This window comes from Pseudomonas sp. R11F, from assembly GCF_050312575.1.
GTDB lineage: Bacteria > Pseudomonadota > Gammaproteobacteria > Pseudomonadales > Pseudomonadaceae > Aquipseudomonas > Aquipseudomonas palleroniana.
In genome coordinates this window covers 37,574-53,904 of record NZ_JBNPJU010000077.1, presented here as the reverse complement: position 1 = coordinate 53,904, position 16,331 = coordinate 37,574, and the positions used below count along the sequence as shown (strand labels likewise).

The following is a 16,331-nucleotide window of genomic DNA, read 5'->3' as shown; positions in this document are numbered from 1 at the left end:
TACTCGGTCCGGGGAGTTAGGTTTCAGCGAATCCAATGCCCTTCGCGCCAGTACCAGTTCGGCCCACGCGATTCCCAATGGCCTGGCTCCCACCGGGCATTGCGCATCACCGGTTGCCAGTGGCCAGGCACCCAGGCGTAGGCACCGTGTTCCCAACGCCAGTGGCCGCGATCCCAGGCGTATCCCGGGCGCTCGGCGGGGATCACTTCGACACGTTCTGCCGGTGGTGCCTGGCGGATAATCACTTCGGTCTCGGCGAAAACCGGGGTGCTGACAAACGCGGCGAAAGCCAGCGGAGCCAGCACGGCACAACGCAGTTTGGTCAGTGAGTTCATGGCAACTCCTTCATACGGCGAGCGAAAGTGCACGCTGCTGATGGGTTGAACGCCAGGCGCAGGAAAATCCGTCGCAGAAAAAACAGGTTTTTTTCCACACGGTGGCCCAGAGAAAGTATTGCCCAGGGAATCACAGGGCTTGATGAAAAGTTTGCAAGCATTGCGACGGATTTGTGTCGGTGGTTGCGTTCAAGGAGTGACGCAGAACACACCAAGAGGAAACATCATGTCCCGTCGCCTATATATGCTGGTCGCCGCCCTGTTGATCGTGAGCCTCAGCGGTTGCGTGATCCTGCCGGAACACCGGCATTGCTGCTGGCGCTACTACGGCGCCGCCACTCCCACCACCAGTACCGTCAACAGCTAACCCATCACCGCAAAGCCACGGCGCCCGGCCTTGATCTCGGTGCGCAACTCGCCAATCAGGTTTGAGATGGAACGGATGCTGTCCAGACCTTGGGGCGAGACCCGAGTCAACAGCAGCTCGACACGGCCAGACTCCGGCTCGAACACACGAATGCGCAGCGAACCGTCGCTGTTGAGGCTGCAATCACACGCCAGCGGCAGGAACCCGGCGGCCATGATGCGGTTGAATTCGACGATCGGAATCATGATAAAGCCCCGTCCGTGGATGCATCCCTGAATGTGTGATGTAAACAGCGTAGATAAGCTTTTGCCTGCTACCGAACAATTAACTCAAAAGTGTTAGCTGTGCCTCACTATGCCCAACAAATACTGGTGTGCTGGCGCCAGAAACCCAGCACACGACCTCTCGTCTGCGGCTTTCGCGAAGGCTTGACTCAGGGCTTCGCTCACAAGACGCTGTTGGCTTTTAGCCATCATGCGAGCCGCCGCCCATGAACATCGATGCTCCACGCCTGCCCGACAGCGACGTCTACAAGACCCTGCTGGAGTCGACCAAGGCTATCCCTTGGCGCATTGATTGGCAGACCATGACCTTCAGCTATATCGGCCCGCAGATCGAGACGTTATTGGGCTGGACGCCGCAAAGCTGGGTCAGCGTGGATGACTGGGTTGAACGCATGCACCCGGACGACCGTGAATACGTGGTGAATTTCTGTGTGTCGCAATCGCGTGCCGGGGTCGACCACGAGGCCGATTACCGCGCGCTCACGGTGAATGGCGATTACGTGTGGATTCGCGATGTGGTGCACGTCGTGCGCAAGGACGGTGAAGTGGAGGCGTTGATCGGCTTCATGTTCGATATCAGCGAACGCAAAAAGACCGAGGAACACCTGATCCGCCTGCAAAAACAACTGGAGGAGTACTCGTTCCAGGACGGCCTCACCGGCATCGCCAACCGCCGCATGTTCGACACCGTGCTGGAACGGGAATGGGCCAGTGCGCTGCGCAGCCGGTTGCCGCTGTCGTTGCTCATCCTCGATATTGATTTCTTCAAGCAGTACAACGACCACTACGGCCATATCAAGGGCGACGAGTGCCTGCGCCAGGTGGCGCGCACCCTGTCCCAGGCTGCCAACCGCCCCCGGGATTTCATTGCCCGTATCGGCGGCGAGGAGTTTGTCTGGCTGTTGCCGGAAACTGATGCCGCATCGGCTCGGCAGGTTGCCCAGCGTTGTCTGCATTTGATTTGCCAACAACAGATCGAGCACGGGTTCTCGCCGGTGTCGAACCTGCTGACATTGAGCCTGGGCGTGGGCACCCACATCGTGACACCCGACAGCAACGTGTTGGGGTTTGTCGAATCCGTCGATAAGTTGCTCTATCAAGCCAAGCACAATGGCCGGATGCGAGCAGAGTTTGCCGACATAGAAGTTTGACGCCGAGAGCAAATTTCGGGCAAAAAAAATCCCAAGTAGCTGATGGAAACTTGGGATTTAAAAATGCATAAACCGTGGGAGGTGAACGCCCGGCTATAGTAACGGTTGTTAAAACCTGCAACAAGATTATTTTAATCCTTTCGTCGGATTAAAAGCGCCGTAAGTCATTCAATATCCACACATTTTTTAAGGTAGCCAACGCCATAAGTGCCACTTTTTGGTGCAATAAGCGCTGATTAAGCGTGCACACTTCGCCCGCTTATTTCCACTCTGTAATTGGGGTTATTGGTTATAACGGCGCAACACTTTCGGCATAACGTTTTTTGAGTTGCTTGCAGGCTTCTGGGGATTCCAGGTTCGTGGACGCCGCCACACGGGTCACACTTTCAAGGTGTTGGCAGAAAGCCAGACGCTCTGCAACCTGCTCCCGCTCTCGGTCAACCTCAGCGTTGAGGCGCATGAAATAAGTGCCCAACAGCACCGCCACGCACACAACCCCGATCGCAAAAGAGCGAAAGCCGCTTGAGGATGGGGGTTCTGGTTGATTCATGTCTCGCAAGCGTCCTGCTGGAGTGACTAGAAGCGTCGAATTGTATGCACATTGAAACCTACTCATTGTCGTGGATTTGTAAAAACCGTGTGACTACAACATTTCTGTCAGCTGCTTACGGCGAAACTGCCCGGGCGTCATGCCCTGGGCCTTGCGGAAGCAGCGGGAGAAGTAGGCCTCGTCGGTAAACCCGCAACGTTGCGCTATCACCCCGATCAGTTGGGTGCTGTTCAGCAACAACGTGCGCGCCAGTTGCATGCGGCGGTCCAGCACCCACTGGGAGAAGGGTTTCCCGGTTTCCTTGCGCAGCAGGTGCGTCAGGTAGTTGGGCGATAGAAATGCGGCGGCGGCCGTATCGGTAAGGTTGAGACTGGGTTCGTGGATATGCGCGCGGATATAGCCTTGCACCCGCGCCAAGGCGTCCTTACGCCCGCGCCGGATAGCGTTGTTGGCGGCAAACGCTTGCAGCGGCTCGGCGTACTGCTCACAGACCAGGCCAATCAGTTGAAACAGGTAGCCCTTGAGCCTCTCGCGGGCACCAAAAGTGCGGTGAGTGTCGAGGGCGCGCATATGGGCCAGCCAGGTTTTGACTTCTTCGAACGCGGCATCATCGAGGATAAAGTCCAGTTGCTCCTGAAAGCGAAACGGCGATAGCTCTGGTGCCTGGCCGATAGGAATGTCCTCCAGGTCCAGCGGATCACAACTCAGTTGCGGCAGGAAAAACGCCTGGCTGAAGTTGATCAGGATGAACTCGCCATCCTCAGGATGGGGAATCACATGCAGGCGATGGGGCAGGATGAACGCCAGGGCTTTACGCGGAAACGGTCGCACCGCCCCACCGATATGCTGCACGGTGTCGCCACCGAGGTTGATCTGGATCTGGAAGTATTCGTGCCGATGGGGGCTGGTCAGCGCCGCCCGTCCGCGTTTGTCGCGGATATAGAAGTCGGGGCGGTCGCTGCGTTGTTCCATGCCGTAGGTGGTGACGCGGGTGCCGGGCATAGCGCTGTCTCGGGTGGCCAGGGCACCACTTTAGCCTCAACCGTTGCCGAGGGTGAACCTCAACTCGCCAACGCCGTCGATGCCGGCCGTCACGGTATCGCCCGGTTGCAACGCGCCGACACCGGCGGGCGTGCCGGTGAAGATCAGGTCACCGGCCTTGAGCGCGACGGATCGGGAGGCGTGGCTGATCACTTCGCTGACCGACCAGATCTGGTCAGCCAGGTCGCCGACCTGGCGTTGTTCGCCATTGACCTTCAGCCAGATCTTGCCGGTGGACGGGTGCCCTACCGCGCTCACCGGCTGCAACGCCGTGCTGGGCGCCGACTCATCGAAGGCTTTGGCCCATTCCCACGGGCGTGAGAGCTTTTTCGCCTGGGCTTGCAGATCGCGGCGCGTCAGGTCGATCCCCACGCCATAGCCCCAGATGTGGGAAAAAGCTTCATCAGGGCTGATATCCACCCCGCCCTTGCCGATGGCCACCACCAATTCCACTTCATGGTGCAGGTCGGTGGTCAGCGGCGGATAGGCGATCACACCTTCGGCCGGCACCACCGCATCCGCAGGTTTCATGAAAAAGAACGGCGGCTCGCGATCCGGGTCATGCCCCATTTCCCGGGCGTGTTCGCTGTAATTGCGACCAACGCAGAACACGCGACGCAGGGGGAAACGCGCATCGCTGCCCTGTATGGCCAGGGATGGGGTTTGCGCGGGGGGGAATACGTAATCGGTCATGGCCTGTGCCTCCTGGTTTACCTGACACCAGTATGGCGAGCGGCCTCCGGGGAAAGTTGGACAGGCTTACGCAGATTTTGCACTGCCCGGTGCAAAGCGCCCAGGGGCTACTTGCGCGCCACCTTGTAGCGCAAGCAGTCCTGATAGAAGCTCTGGCGAATCACCTCAGGCTTGAGCCGGGAACGGCTGTCATAGGTCTGCTCGGTGATGCCCATAGCCATCATGCGCATCCACGACTTGCTGAACTTGATGGTCTGGATCTTCTGGCGCGCCGCATACAAAGACACACCCGCCAACTTGAGCTCCTGAGCCCTGGCCGCCGTACCGGCGCCCCAACTGCACATGTACTTGTCACCCTCGCGCAGTTCCCTTGCCTGCACGGCAGCCGCCCCCCCCGCCAGGGAGCAGGCAATCAGCATGATTCCAACAGTGCGCATTCGCTTCCCCACCTAACCACCTGAAAATAAAAGCGATTCTGGCGAGAATTTTGTTACAAAGGGGCCATTAAATTGCCTTATTGCGTCGGCATTTACTTTCGTCTCGATCAATCACCCCCACGCCACCACCAACAACCCCACCCCCAACACCAGACACAACGGCGAATAAACATACGTATCCAACCGTGCAAACCTCGACCCGCCCACCTTCTTGAAAAAACCCACCAGTTCCGAGTCCCCAATCGCCCTGGCAAACATGACCACGGCGATCGCGCTGATGCCCCACTGCAACGCCCCATGGGACACCGGCGAAAAGTACAGCCCGGCCCGCAAGCACACGAGCAGCGCAATCGCCACCAGCCCCATCGCGACCAGGAACGTGGCCAGCGCCGAGGGTTTGAACGCCGGCCTCGGCCCGCTGGCGAATTCGCCCGGCAGTTGAGGAATGGCAGCGAGCATGCCGAGTTTGCCACCGGCGGCCCAGTACAAATGCACCATGCTGATGCAGGTAAATACGCCAACGATCCATCGCGCGATGAAAAAGCTCATGGCTGGCTCTCTCCAAAAATGTGCGATTCAGGATAGTCGCCCTAGGATTTTTTGTAGGCATTTCGTCGGCGGCTGATGGTAAAGTGCCGCCCCATGAAACTTGCCCGTACCGACCGCTCGCTCATTGCCTGGATGCTCTACTGCTGCGTCCTGTTCAATGTGTTCGCCTGCAGTATTGGCCATGGGCAGATGCTGGGGATGCAGCTCAACGGTATCGGTGGTCAGTTCTGTACGGTAGACCCGCGCACTCAGGCCCCCACCCCAACCCGGTCCACTGACGAGAACCTGCCGACGCTGTCCAAGGCGTTCGGTTGCCCGCTGTGCTCCACCGGCGGCATGGGCCCTGCGCTCAACACCCATTTGAATGTGGCCGTGTTGCCACAACCGCACGCGCCGCCTGCGGCGGTCGTGTTTGCCGCTGACGTTCCTGCCCGCTTCACCTGGCCCACGGCCCACCCGCGCGCGCCTCCCGCTGTCGCCTGATCCTTCGCTTTCCGATCTGCACCGCTCACCGTTCCCCTCGGGTTTACGGGCGGCTGTGCGTTGTTTTCAAGCTGAGTTTTTCAGGATTCAACCATGAAACATTTACCCCTGTTGGCGGGCCTGTTCGGCTGCCTGCCTGTCTGTGGCTGGGCACTTGAACTGGCCCCCACCACCATTGATGGTGAACAAAGCACCGAGCCTGGCCTGGCGCTGGATCAGCCCAGCGGCATGGCGTCGCGCCTTGGCCTGAGTGTGCGAGAAACCCCGGCGTCGGTGGCCATCGCCAATCGCAATGATATCGAGCGCCATGGCGCCAAGACCTTCCGCGATGCGGCTAATACCCTGCCCGGCGTCAACGCCAGCGCACCGCCGGGGTTTGGTGGGTTTGTGTCCTATCGGGGCTTTACGAGCAGCCAGATCACCCAGATGTTCAACGGTATCAACGTCGCCACCGGCCTGGCGCGGCCAGTGGATGCCTGGATCTATGACCGGGTCGAACTCGTCGGCGGGCCCTCCTCCTTAATCAACGGTGCCGGCTCCGTGGGCGGCTCGTTGAACTATGTGACCAAACTGGCAACCCGCGAAGAACAGGCGGCTGAAGGCCAGCTCACCTACGGCAGTTACGACACCGCCGGTATGGCCTTGGGCCTCAACCACGCCCTGACCGAACCCGGCGCCGAGGTGCAGCATTACGCACGCCTGGACGTCAGCCGTAATACCAACCACAGCTACATCGACCGCGACCAGCGCGATGCCTGGAGCCTGGCGTTTTCCGTGCTCAGCGACTTGACGCCCAACCTGTCGCACACCCTGGCGCTGGAATACCAGGATGAGCATGAGGACAGCCCCTACTGGGGCACGCCGGTGCTCAACCCCAAGGCCGGCGAATTGAAGATCGACCGGCACAACCGCTTCAACAATTACAACGTCGCCGATGGCCGATACGAGCAGCGCACGATCTGGGCGCGCTCGATCATCGACTACCGGATCAACGACAACACCACGCTGAAAAACACCCTCTATCATCTGGACAGCCAGCGCGACTATCGAAACCTGGAAACTTACCAATACAACGCCGACAACAGCGCCGTGAATCGCTCGACCGCGTATCAGGTGCGCCACCAGGGTGAGCAGAACGGCAACCAGTTCGAACTGCGTCATGACAATACGTTGTGGGGGCTTTCGACCACCTGGTCGGGCGGTTTTGAATACAAGGTCAACAGCACCACCAACCACCCGCTGAACGTACCGGGTAAAAGCACGGTCGACCCGAACCACTACGACCCTGGGCACTTTTACGACATCCCGGGTACCCGGCCAGGGTTCGTGCCGGACAAGACCAATGCAGTGACGACCCAGGCACTGTTCGCGGAAAACCGCCTGGGCCTCACCGATAAACTCTCGTTGCTGACGGGCCTGCGCTACGACGCCATCGACCTCGACGTGACCAACCACCGCCAGATAACGGCCACCAACCCGCGTCACTTCAAGCGCCGCTGGGAACCGGTGACCGGCCGCGTCGGCCTGACTTACCAGTTCATCCCGTCGGCTAATGTGTATGTGCAATACAGCACGGCGGCCGAGCAACCATCGACCACCACCCAAGTCTTCGATGTGTCCACCGGCCGGCAGTGGGAGGTCGGCAGCAAGTTCGACTACCTGGACGGTCGCGGCTCGGCCACCGTTGCCGCCTACAGGATCGAGCGCAAGGATTTCGCCGTCACCGACCCGCTGGATCCGAACAACAGCATTCCGGTGGGGGCGCAATCGTCCAAAGGCATCGAACTGGCCAGCTCACTGCGGATCACACCCCGACTGTTGGCGGAAGGCAACTTTGCCTGGGTGGATGCCGAGTACGATGACTTCAATGAGAAACTTGCCAGCGGTGCGGTGGTATCACGCAAGGGCAACACGCCGACCAACGTGCCCAAGCGCGTCGGTAACCTGTGGCTGACCTATGATTTTACCGAGGCTTGGCAAGGCGGTGTGGATGCGCGGTACGTCGCCGAGGTGTATGCGGATAACGCCAATACCCTCACGGTGCCGGCCTATACATTGTTCGGCACATTCCTGCGCTACAAAGTGGACGCCCATACCTCGGTGACCGGCCGGGTGCGCAACCTGACCAATGAGGTATATGCCGAGTTTGCCCATGTATCGCCGGCGTATTACCTGGGGGCGCCACGCACGTTCGAGCTGGCAGTGCAAACCCGGTTCTGAACCTGCAATTTAATCAAACATGTGGGAGGGGGCTTGCCCCTCCCACATCTGGTTCGCCACTTGGCTGCAGCGCGTGTCGTTATTTCAGGCTTGCCTCGACTTTGCTCGCCACATCATCCGTCAACCACGCCTTCCACACTTCGGGATGCGCCTTGAGAAACGCCTGGGCCGCTTCCCGGGGTGGCGTGTGGTTTTCGCTCATGGTCGCCAAGGTTTTGTTCAGCGGGTCGATGGGGAACTGCACCTTGGTAAAAAACTCCGCGATCTGCGGATGTTCTTTCTGGAACGGCGTCGACACGCCAATGCTCAACTTGGACGCCAACGAACGCGTTGGCCGTGGGTTGGGGTTGTCCGCGTCGGTCAGGGTCTTCCAGGCCTCGGCATCAAACGCCGGTTCCTCCAGCTGGATCAGCTTGTAACGCCCCATCAAGGGCGTTGGCGACCAGTAGTAGAACAGCACCGGCTTGCCGCGACGAATCGACGAGGCGATCTCGGCGTCCAGTGCAGCCCCCGAACCGCTGCGAAAATTCACATAGCTATCGTCCAGGCCATACGCCTTGAGCTTTTGTGCGTTGACCACTTCCGAGGTCCAGCCGATCGGGCTGTTGAGAAAGCGCCCTTTGCCGGGTGACTCAGGGTCCTTGAACACCTCTTTGTAGCGCGCCAGGTCCTGCACGGTCTTGAGGTCCGGCGCCAGGGGCTTGAGACCTTTGGCGGGATCGCCCTTGATCACGTATTCCGGCACCCACCAACCTTCCGTGGCGCCCCTGACCGTATCGCCCAGGCCCAGCACCTTGCCTTCAGCCTCAGCCTTGATCCATACGGGACTGCGGCCGGCCCACTCTTCGCCGATCACCTGGATATCGTTTTTCGCCAGGGCGGTTTCCAGGGTGATGGTGGTACCGGGCAAGGTATCGGTGGGCAGGTCGTAGCCCTTCTCGACGATAAAACGCAGCACCTCGGTGATCAGGCTGCCGCTTTCCCAATTCAGGTCGGCAAAATGCACCGGTGCCTGAGCGGCGGATACCGGCACCGAGGCCAGCGACAGACTCAAGGTCGTCAGGGACGCTGCCAACAGCGATTTCAATCCTTTCATGCCTTCACCTCGCATTTTCGCAGCCATAGCGGGCGGCTTTGCTGCCAATGCGCGAAGCCTCTGAATAGTTAAGTCAACTCAACTGTAGTAGAGGTTCCAAAAGAGCAAGATACACAGCGTGTTCAGGGTTACTCACTGGCCTTGAAGGCCACCAGTTCACCCTTGCGCCACTTGGCGGCCTTGCCGGTCACGGCCTTGAGGGTTTTGGTCAGGCCTTCCTGCAATTGCTCATTGGCGGCAAACACCAGCATCACGCTGTGGCCTTCCTTGAACAGGATGCCCTGGCCTTCGGGCGAGGAGACAAACGCATAATCGCCCAAGCCGTACACCGTCAACTTGATATCGCGAAACTTGAGTTCGAACTTGCCACCTTCACGGCTGGGCAATACGGCTGCGCGAAAATGGTCGCCGACCTTGAGTTCCAGGCGTGGTTTATCGTCCACGACCATTGCCGTTTCGGTATCGATCTCGGCGATATAAATACCTTCCGGCGTCTGTTCAGTGACATAAACAAAACGGGATTGAAACTGCTTGACCAACTTTGCGCGCAAATCACCCAGCACGAATAACGCGTGCATATCCAGATTACTGACTGCCAAGGAAACGCCCCCACATCAAAAAGGCGCTGTCCGCTGAAGCGGGCAGCACAAAAAAACGGCCGTTACGGCGCGATCACACATTCGTCAAAAAACTGAAGAGACCCCGCTGGGGCGCCATAAGACTCGTACAGTCGGGCGCGACAGACCTTGTGCAAGGGCCATCCGGTACCACAGCAGATCACAGGTTCAACAACCCGAGAATACGGGTCGACCAACTTCAGAGAATAACCTTATTAAAAACGCAGTTTCTGACACCTGACACAAAAGAAAAGACTAGAGCATGGAACCAGGCGTGGACTGCCGACGACAATACTAAAACAGCAACACCGAACAAAACCACCCGAAACGCTGCTGATGGGTCAACATGATCGAGCGACAGGAGCTGACGATGAACCGACCTCAACACGACGCTACGTCTTCGCGCATTCGTTCAACATGTCATGATGGGCGCCAATACTACTGCCTGCACAACCCCGATGGGTACTTGAATTCGGTCCTTTATCAGGTGGTTCCGGCCGGAAAGAACTTTTTTCATATTCTTGAAGTCACCAGCGGCAGGGTCAAAGGCTTTCGCAGCGACCATATCCAGGCCTGTGAGTTGGCCAAACAGCTTGAGGCCGGGCTGCAAGCCTTTCAGGCCGGGATTGTTGCGACGCAGGAATGACCGACCGGCACGGCGTACACAGCCCTCAGGGCTGCCTTGGATTCGCGCACGCTCCATTGAGGATAATCCGATAGAACTCTGCCGGGGCCAAAGCCTCACATGCACAACGACCCTCATCCTGCATGGAGACCCCACCATGGACGCGCCTATCCCCACTCTTGAAACCCTGTTCGAACAACTGGGCCTGGACTCGACGCCGCAAGCCATCGACGCATTCATCGCCGCCCATCCGCTGCCTGACGACGTGAAGTTGATCGACGCCCCGTTCTGGACGCCGCAACAAGCACAATTTCTCAAGGAAGAACTGCGTGAGGACGCCGATTGGGCGATCCCGGTGGATGAACTGAACCAGCGCCTGCATCAACCGCAATAACGCACACCTCAGTGCAGGCTGTCTGACTTTTCCAGGTTCATCAACGCTTGCCAGGCAGCCCTGCACTCCTCTGCTTCATCGCGGCTGGCGAACGCCGTGCCGCGTTGCTCGCCATTGAGCAATACCACCCAACAAGCCTTCTGGCCCAGCTCACGCAGGGTGGCAGGCACGCCGCTGCCGATCATCACCGCCACATCGACTTTGTTTTGCATGGAGCTTCTCCGTCGCATTAGTTAGCTGGCTAACAATGTTCAGCATGCTACGGTTTTCTGCCAGTAGGAAAAAGCTATCCCCGGAATAGCTGCGTTGCATAAACCGCAACAATCACTGGCGATGGGTCTTCGCGGCTTCGGGTTTGTAGCCCAGGCGCAAGCCGCCCCAATGCCGGCCCATGACCATGATCGGCACCGACAAATCGTGCATCAGTTCGCCTGTGTCACGCGTGTAGGTTTGCAACAACACGGCTTGTTGATGGCTGCCACAACGAATCCCCGTACGGTCATCAAACTTGCGCTTGGTGCGATTCTGCACCGCGTCGACCTGGGCATCGCCGGTCAGGGCGTGGGAAAACGCCTTGTTGTGGGTCGGCACGTAACCTTGAGGCGTACAGGCGATGGCAAACACCAGTCCTTCATGGCGTGGTAGCAGGGCTTCCTGGATCGCCGGCAGCACCTGATCGGTGTAACCGTCAAAACGCGTGTGGTACTTGCTCGGGCTGGTATTCGGGATCGGGGTATAGCTGCGGTCGAACAAGTCCTCCAGGCTGATGCGATTCTGCTGGATATCGGCCTCGAACTGTTCGGCAATGCGCGCGGCACCTTCTCGGGCCAAGTCATAGATACGCTGGTGATAGTCATCCAGCCCGACTTGCGCCAGGCGCTCGCTGATCGTTTCAGCCTGGCCTTCCATTTGCACGGCAACCTCGGCCAACTGGCGGGTTTGCTGATCGCTTTCCGACAAATCGCTGCGCATCTGTTCCACGGCATGGAACAGGCTGTCGAGTTGCGCCTGGTTGGTATCGGTGCCTTGGGCAATTTCATTGACCTGCCCTTCCACACCCGCGGCCAGGCTGGCGATGCTTTCCAACTGATCGCCGGCCTGCTCCACCCGCTCGACGCCGATGTGCAGGTCCGCCGACAACTGACGAATCTGCTCCACCACCTGGGCGGTGCGCTGCTGGATATCGGCAACCATCACGCCGACTTCATCAGTGGCGGAGGCCGTACGCCCGGCCAGGCCGCGCACTTCATCGGCCACCACGGCAAATCCACGCCCATGCTCACCGGCACGCGCGGCTTCAATCGCCGCATTCAAGGCCAACAGGTTGGTCTGACTGGCGATGGATTGGATCACCAGGGTCACGCGCTGGATCTCTTCACTGCGCTGGCTCAACGCCTCGATCAGCTCGCGGCTGGCATTGGCGCGCTGGCTGAGTTGGCGCATGCGGGTGATCGACTCAGCCAGAACTTCACGACCTTCAGTGCTGCGTTGGTGGGCCTGGCTGGCCGCCTCCAGGGCCTGACGGCTGAGTTGGGCGGTCACGTGCTCGGTACCGATCATCACTTCGGCACTGCTGACGATCTGCTTGGCGGCCCCCAACTGCGACTGCACCCGCGCCGCCAGTTGCTTGACCGAATAGGCCACGCCCGCAGCGGAAAGCGCGTTATGACTGGTGGTATAGGACAGATCGCGGGTCAGCTCGCCTATCGCATCGTCGGCCTGGGCCGGTGCCACTCGTGGTGTACGAGCTTTGAGGGAAGGCAGCCAGATGACCAGCAAGGCCAGCGGCAGGCAGAGGTATATCGGCAAACCGGCGAACGCCAGGCCCAGCAGTACCAGCACCAGGGCAGTGCTCTGCAAAAATGGCGTCAGCCAGCCGGGGAGCGCGCGCGTCACCGTGTGCGGCGGCACTGATGCGCCCATCAGAGATCCGTCTCCAGCCATCGTCGTTACCCCGCTGCTTGTCGTTATTGTTTCTGCATTAAACGCCACTATCGAGCCATTATCCATGGGCCTTTAGTGGGAGAACCTGCAGTAGATCAATAACCAGGGTGTAACGGATATTTCTCGGGGGAGCCGACGGGACGGCCCCCCGCTCACCGCATCAAGCTTGACGCTGGTGCTTGTCGATCTGCTCGTGGCGCTCTTGCGCTTCGATGCAGTACTTGGTGGTCGGGCTGATCAGCAGGCGCTTGAGGCCGATAGGCTCGCCGCTGTCATCACACCAGCCGAAGGAATCTTCCTTGATACGCTCAAGGGCGCGCTCAAGTTGCGGCAGCATGCGCTGGTCGCGGTCGATGGCGTTTACCAGCCAGGTGCGCTCTTCTTCAACGGAAGCGGCGTCAGCCGGGTCGGCCGGGGTGTCCAGGCTTTCAATGGCGATGCGGTTCTGTTCAATGCGCGCGTGGTGTTCCACTTTCATGTCTTGCAGCATCTGCTCGAAAAAAGCGTGCTGTTCGGCATTCATGTAGTCATCTGCCGGCATGGCCAGCAACTTTTCCTTTGTCATTGATTTCTCTATAAAAAATACGTGCATTAAGGCGAATAAGGGAGCGTTCCGGTCGACCTCTGCAGGTCTCGGAAGGGCGCCATCCATTCCAAGCGCCACCCGGCACTCAATTTACGAGGGGCGGCAGTCTAAGGCCGACTTGAGAGCGCAGCAACTGAAAAGACAGGCAATTTTTCCGAGATAACCCCCAGAAGCATCAGGACGGGCTCGGAGAACGGTCATCGGAGTGCGTTTATAGCAGGAAAGTTCGTGAAACAGCTATAAGCCGCAAGCTGCAAGCGACAAGCTGTAAAGCTCGGCTTGCCGCTTGTGGCTCATGACTTGCGGCTGCGCGTCAGCGCTTGAGCTTGCGCTTGTTGCGGTATTGGTCGATGACGACCGCCACCACGATGATCAGGCCCTTGATGATGTCCTGGATATACGCATCCACGCCCACAAAGGTAAAGCCGCTAGCCATCACGCCGAGGATCAGTGCGCCGATCACCGTACCGGTAATGCGCCCTACCCCGCCCGTCAGGCTGGTGCCGCCGATCACAGCGGCGGCAATCGCATCCAGCTCGTAGGACATACCCATGCCGGCCTGGCCGGAGGCGGCGCGTGCCGAGGCCACCACACCGGCCAGCCCGGCAAGCAGACCGGCAATGCTGTAGACAATGATCAGATGACGCTTGACGTTGATACCCGAGGTACGCGCCGCCTGCATGTTGCCGCCGATGGCATAGGTGTACTTGCCATATTTGGTATAGCGCAGGGCAATATGGAAGATCACCGCGACCACCAGGAAGATGATCACCGGCATGGCGCCATGGCCGATTGCGGTGTACGAATCCGACAGCATGCTCACCGGCTGGCCTTCCGTGTAGTAACGCGCCAGGCCACGGGCCGAAACCATCATGCCCAGGGTGGCAATGAACGGCGGGATACCGGTGACGGCGATGATACTGCCGTTGATCGCCCCCGCCAGCAGCCCCACGCCCAGCCCCATCGCCACCGGAATCCAGACCGGCAGATCCGTCAGGCTGGGAAACACTGCCCGGGAAAAATCGGACGTCTGCGCCAGGCTGGCGGCGATCATCGCCGACAGTGCCAACACCGAGCCCGAGGACAAATCAATACCGGTGGTGATGATCACCTGGGTCACGCCAATCGCCAGCAGACCGATGATCGACACCTGCAGGATCATCAGCACCAGGCGCTGGGAGTTCATCAGGAAACTCTGGTCGCGCACGATCCAGCCAAACAGTTCGAACACCAACCCGATGCCGATCAGCACCAGCAAAATGCTCAGCTCGGTGGGCAGGCGTCGACGGTTCTTGGCCGGGGCCGTGGCCGGTTTGTTTTCTGTTATCGCATTCATAGCCAATCACCTTCTTATGCTTGCGTCAGTGGACTGCCGTCATACCGGAAGCCAGCTGCATGACTTTTTCCTGGGTCGCATCCGCACGGTCCAGGGTGCCCATCAGTTCGCCTTCGTGCATCACCATCACCCGGTCGCTCATGCCCAGCACTTCGGGCAGTTCCGAGGAAATCATGATCACCGCCATGCCTTCGCTGGCGAGGAAGGCGATCAAGCGATAGATCTCGGCCTTGGCGCCTACGTCGATGCCGCGAGTGGGCTCATCGAGAATCAGCAACCTTGGGTGGGTCATCAGCCAACGCGCCAACAGGGCCTTCTGCTGGTTGCCGCCGGACAAGGTGTCGATGCACTGCTCAAGGGAGGGGGTTTTCACCCGCAGCTTCTTGCACATGTCTTCGCACAGCGCCCGCAGGGCCTTCTGCTGGATAAAGCCATTACCCGAATAATGCGGCAGCACCGCCATTTCCATGTTTTCCAGCACCGACAGGCACGGAAACAGACCGCTGAGCTTGCGGTCTTCGGTCAGCAGCGCGAAGCCTTTTTCAATAGCCATGTGCGGGTCCGTGATGCGGACCGCCTTGCCATCAAGGGTGACCTGCCCGCCGTCGCTTGGGGTAATACCGAAAAGGGTCTCTGCGACGTTGGTGCGCCCCGAGCCCATCAGCCCGGCAATACCGAGGATTTCACCGGCGTGCAGGTCGAACGAGACATTCTTGAATACGCCGTCCAGCCTCAGGTCGCGTACCGAGAGCAACAATTCGCCGATCGGTGTCTCGCGCACCGGGAACAACTGGCTCAATTCACGGCCGACCATCATCGAGATCAGGCTGTCGCTGTTCATGCTGTCGGCACGTTGCAAACCGATGTACTGGCCGTCACGGAACACCGCCACTTCATCGGCGATGGCGAACACTTCGTTCATTTTGTGCGTGATATAGACAATGCCTTTGCCCTGGGACTTGAGGTCGGCAATGATCGAAAACAGGTGCGCGACTTCCTTGTCGGTAATCGCCGAGGTTGGTTCGTCCATGATCAGGATGTCAGAGTCGTAGGACACCGCCTTGGCAATCTCGACCATCTGCCGTTCGGCGATGCTCAGGTTGCCCACCTGTTCCTCGGGGTCCAGGTTGATCCGCAAGCGCGCCAGCAACTGCGCCGTGCAGCGGTGCATCTCGCGGTGGTTGACCATGTGCAGGCTGTTGAGCTGCTCGCGCCCGATCCAGATATTCTCGGCGATGCTCATGTGCGGCATCAGGTTGAGCTCCTGGTGGATCATCGCGATCCCGGCCTTCTGCGCCGCCAGGGGCGTTTCGAACTTGACCGGCTTGCCCCGCAGGCGAATCTGGCCGGCGTCCGGCTGATAGATCCCGGCGATGATTTTCATCAGCGTCGACTTGCCCGCACCGTTCTCCCCCATCAGCGCCAGCACCGTACCTGGGCGCACCCGCAGTTGCACATCGGCCAGGGCCACGACACCGGGAAAGCCTTTGCTGACGTTGACGATCTCCAACAGGTAGGGTTCTTGCGGTTCGACAGGCTGGATACCCGGAGGCTGCGAAGCAGTCGCTTGAGCGAGCATAGAAAAGTACTCCATCTGCAGGACGGCCGAGACCGCCCTGCCGG

General features: G+C 59.4%; 20 protein-coding genes. 6 read left to right on the top strand and 14 right to left on the bottom strand.

The annotated features are described in order from the left end of the window. Positions 1 to 23: 23 nt before the first annotated feature. Complete coding sequence (locus ACQRBV_RS24575) at positions 24 to 335, bottom strand: YXWGXW repeat-containing protein (protein WP_244383726.1); 312 nt, start codon at positions 333 to 335, stop codon at positions 24 to 26. Between the two features lie 226 nt (positions 336 to 561). Here ACQRBV_RS24575 and ACQRBV_RS24570 point away from each other — a divergent pair, with 226 nt between their 5' ends. Further along, on the top strand, positions 562 to 702 hold the full coding sequence (locus tag ACQRBV_RS24570; protein ID WP_178126884.1) for a hypothetical protein: 141 nt from the start codon (positions 562 to 564) through the stop codon (positions 700 to 702). Here the strand turns inward: ACQRBV_RS24570 and ACQRBV_RS24565 are convergent. After that, positions 699 to 947 carry a DUF1652 domain-containing protein gene (locus ACQRBV_RS24565; protein ID WP_090371558.1) on the bottom strand — a complete coding sequence of 83 codons (249 nt, stop codon included), beginning with the start codon at positions 945 to 947 and terminating at the stop codon, positions 699 to 701. The two genes, ACQRBV_RS24570 and ACQRBV_RS24565, sit on opposite strands and share 4 nt — an antisense overlap. Before the next feature lie 245 nt (positions 948 to 1,192). On the opposite strand from ACQRBV_RS24565, the gene ACQRBV_RS24560 reads away from it, so the two are divergent. Continuing rightward, entirely contained in the window at positions 1,193 to 2,137 is a 945-nt protein-coding gene (locus ACQRBV_RS24560) for a sensor domain-containing diguanylate cyclase (RefSeq protein WP_198761911.1), read from the top strand. Positions 2,138 to 2,426: 289 nt separating this feature from the next. On the opposite strand, the gene ACQRBV_RS24555 is transcribed toward ACQRBV_RS24560, so the two are convergent. The 5 genes from ACQRBV_RS24555 to ACQRBV_RS24535 form a co-directional block, all read right to left on the bottom strand. Next, complete coding sequence (locus tag ACQRBV_RS24555; protein ID WP_060757156.1) at positions 2,427 to 2,687, bottom strand: hypothetical protein; 261 nt, start codon at positions 2,685 to 2,687, stop codon at positions 2,427 to 2,429. A 93-nt stretch (positions 2,688 to 2,780) separates the two neighbouring features. Next, entirely contained in the window at positions 2,781 to 3,689 is a 909-nt protein-coding gene (locus ACQRBV_RS24550) for a helix-turn-helix transcriptional regulator (RefSeq protein WP_244383728.1), read from the bottom strand. Positions 3,690 to 3,725: 36 nt separating this feature from the next. Further along, on the bottom strand, positions 3,726 to 4,421 hold the full coding sequence (locus ACQRBV_RS24545) for a fumarylacetoacetate hydrolase family protein (RefSeq protein ID WP_060757158.1): 696 nt from the start codon (positions 4,419 to 4,421) through the stop codon (positions 3,726 to 3,728). A 107-nt stretch (positions 4,422 to 4,528) separates the two neighbouring features. Then, positions 4,529 to 4,858, bottom strand: coding sequence for a hypothetical protein (locus tag ACQRBV_RS24540; RefSeq protein ID WP_060757159.1), 330 nt, complete (start codon positions 4,856 to 4,858; stop codon positions 4,529 to 4,531). 111 nt (positions 4,859 to 4,969) lie between these two features. Next, complete coding sequence (locus ACQRBV_RS24535; protein ID WP_060757160.1) at positions 4,970 to 5,407, bottom strand: DUF3995 domain-containing protein; 438 nt, start codon at positions 5,405 to 5,407, stop codon at positions 4,970 to 4,972. A 93-nt stretch (positions 5,408 to 5,500) separates the two neighbouring features. Here ACQRBV_RS24535 and ACQRBV_RS24530 point away from each other — a divergent pair, with 93 nt between their 5' ends. Then, positions 5,501 to 5,890, top strand: a complete 390-nt coding sequence (locus tag ACQRBV_RS24530; protein ID WP_060757161.1) for a DUF2946 domain-containing protein — start codon at positions 5,501 to 5,503, stop codon at positions 5,888 to 5,890. A gap of 93 nt (positions 5,891 to 5,983) precedes the next feature. Continuing rightward, complete coding sequence (locus tag ACQRBV_RS24525) at positions 5,984 to 8,110, top strand: TonB-dependent receptor (RefSeq protein WP_411985554.1); 2,127 nt, start codon at positions 5,984 to 5,986, stop codon at positions 8,108 to 8,110. Between the two features lie 79 nt (positions 8,111 to 8,189). Here ACQRBV_RS24525 and ACQRBV_RS24520 read toward each other — a convergent pair whose 3' ends face one another. Next, entirely contained in the window at positions 8,190 to 9,206 is a 1,017-nt protein-coding gene (locus ACQRBV_RS24520; RefSeq protein ID WP_411985555.1) for an ABC transporter substrate-binding protein, read from the bottom strand. A gap of 128 nt (positions 9,207 to 9,334) precedes the next feature. After that, on the bottom strand, positions 9,335 to 9,784 hold the full coding sequence (locus ACQRBV_RS24515) for a hypothetical protein (protein ID WP_411985587.1): 450 nt from the start codon (positions 9,782 to 9,784) through the stop codon (positions 9,335 to 9,337). Between the two features lie 409 nt (positions 9,785 to 10,193). Here ACQRBV_RS24515 and ACQRBV_RS24510 point away from each other — a divergent pair, with 409 nt between their 5' ends. Further along, a complete protein-coding gene (locus tag ACQRBV_RS24510; protein ID WP_244383731.1) occupies positions 10,194 to 10,469 on the top strand; it encodes a hypothetical protein in 276 nt (91 codons plus the stop codon). A gap of 136 nt (positions 10,470 to 10,605) precedes the next feature. Beyond that, a complete protein-coding gene (locus ACQRBV_RS24505) occupies positions 10,606 to 10,842 on the top strand; it encodes a DUF2789 domain-containing protein (protein ID WP_060757165.1) in 237 nt (78 codons plus the stop codon). Positions 10,843 to 10,850: 8 nt separating this feature from the next. Here the strand turns inward: ACQRBV_RS24505 and ACQRBV_RS24500 are convergent, their stop codons facing one another. The 5 genes from ACQRBV_RS24500 to ACQRBV_RS24480 form a co-directional block, all read right to left on the bottom strand. Next, positions 10,851 to 11,054, bottom strand: coding sequence for a hypothetical protein (locus tag ACQRBV_RS24500; RefSeq protein WP_060757166.1), 204 nt, complete (start codon positions 11,052 to 11,054; stop codon positions 10,851 to 10,853). Positions 11,055 to 11,166: 112 nt separating this feature from the next. Continuing rightward, entirely contained in the window at positions 11,167 to 12,402 is a 1,236-nt protein-coding gene (locus ACQRBV_RS24495; protein ID WP_427877930.1) for a methyl-accepting chemotaxis protein, read from the bottom strand. A gap of 544 nt (positions 12,403 to 12,946) precedes the next feature. Then, on the bottom strand, positions 12,947 to 13,351 hold the full coding sequence (locus ACQRBV_RS24490) for a TraR/DksA family transcriptional regulator (protein ID WP_060757168.1): 405 nt from the start codon (positions 13,349 to 13,351) through the stop codon (positions 12,947 to 12,949). A 334-nt stretch (positions 13,352 to 13,685) separates the two neighbouring features. Beyond that, positions 13,686 to 14,708, bottom strand: a complete 1,023-nt coding sequence (locus ACQRBV_RS24485; protein ID WP_060757169.1) for an ABC transporter permease — start codon at positions 14,706 to 14,708, stop codon at positions 13,686 to 13,688. Positions 14,709 to 14,733: 25 nt separating this feature from the next. Beyond that, on the bottom strand, positions 14,734 to 16,287 hold the full coding sequence (locus ACQRBV_RS24480) for a sugar ABC transporter ATP-binding protein (RefSeq protein WP_411985557.1): 1,554 nt from the start codon (positions 16,285 to 16,287) through the stop codon (positions 14,734 to 14,736). Positions 16,288 to 16,331 lie beyond the last annotated feature (44 nt).